We start from the raw sequence: 505 nt of genomic DNA, 5'->3' as shown, positions 1-505 counted from the left end.
CTGATCGGTCCTGTTGATCCGGCGCCTTGCCCTGGTTTGTCCGTCCGGTCGGTGCAGGGGCCTTCGCATGCGCTGCGGGGGCGTCGGGGTCCACGGGCCCGAGGGTGGTGCGTCCTGTCCTTTCCGTGTCGTCGGGGTGGGGGCCGGCCGTCAGATGAGGGCCGGAAGCTGGGTGGCACGCTGCCAGGCGGTGGTGAACGCTGCTGCCCAGGGCCAGGTGCGGTCGAGATGGAGGGTGCGCCGGCGGGCGTGGGAGGTGAGGCGGGCGGGCAGGTGGTAGAGCTTCGTGCGGATTGTCTCCGGCTGTGCGGCGGCGAGTTCGGGCTCGTCGGGCAGGAGGAGGAGACGGGTCCAGGCATCCAGGTCCGCGGCGAGGGCGGCGGCGAGGACCCAGGCGGCATTCAGCTGCCAGGATTTCGACGGCAGCAGCCCGAGACCGACCTGCTTGATCGCTTTCACCCTGTCCTCGACCTCGGCGTGATCGCGATACAAGGCGTCGACGAAC

At 70.5% G+C, this 505-nt stretch carries 1 protein-coding gene; it reads right to left on the bottom strand.

Annotated features, from left to right (window positions below; all coding sequences use genetic code 11):
• Positions 1–150: 150 nt before the first annotated feature.
• On the bottom strand, positions 151–505 hold a 355-nt coding region (locus VXC91_RS46850), incomplete at its 5' end, for a transposase (RefSeq protein WP_329513402.1).

Source organism: Streptomyces chiangmaiensis (genome assembly GCF_036281785.1).
Lineage (GTDB): Bacteria > Actinomycetota > Actinomycetes > Streptomycetales > Streptomycetaceae > Streptomyces > Streptomyces chiangmaiensis.
The sequence above is the reverse complement of the archived record's forward strand: the minus strand, read 5'-3'. Positions and strand labels throughout refer to the sequence as shown.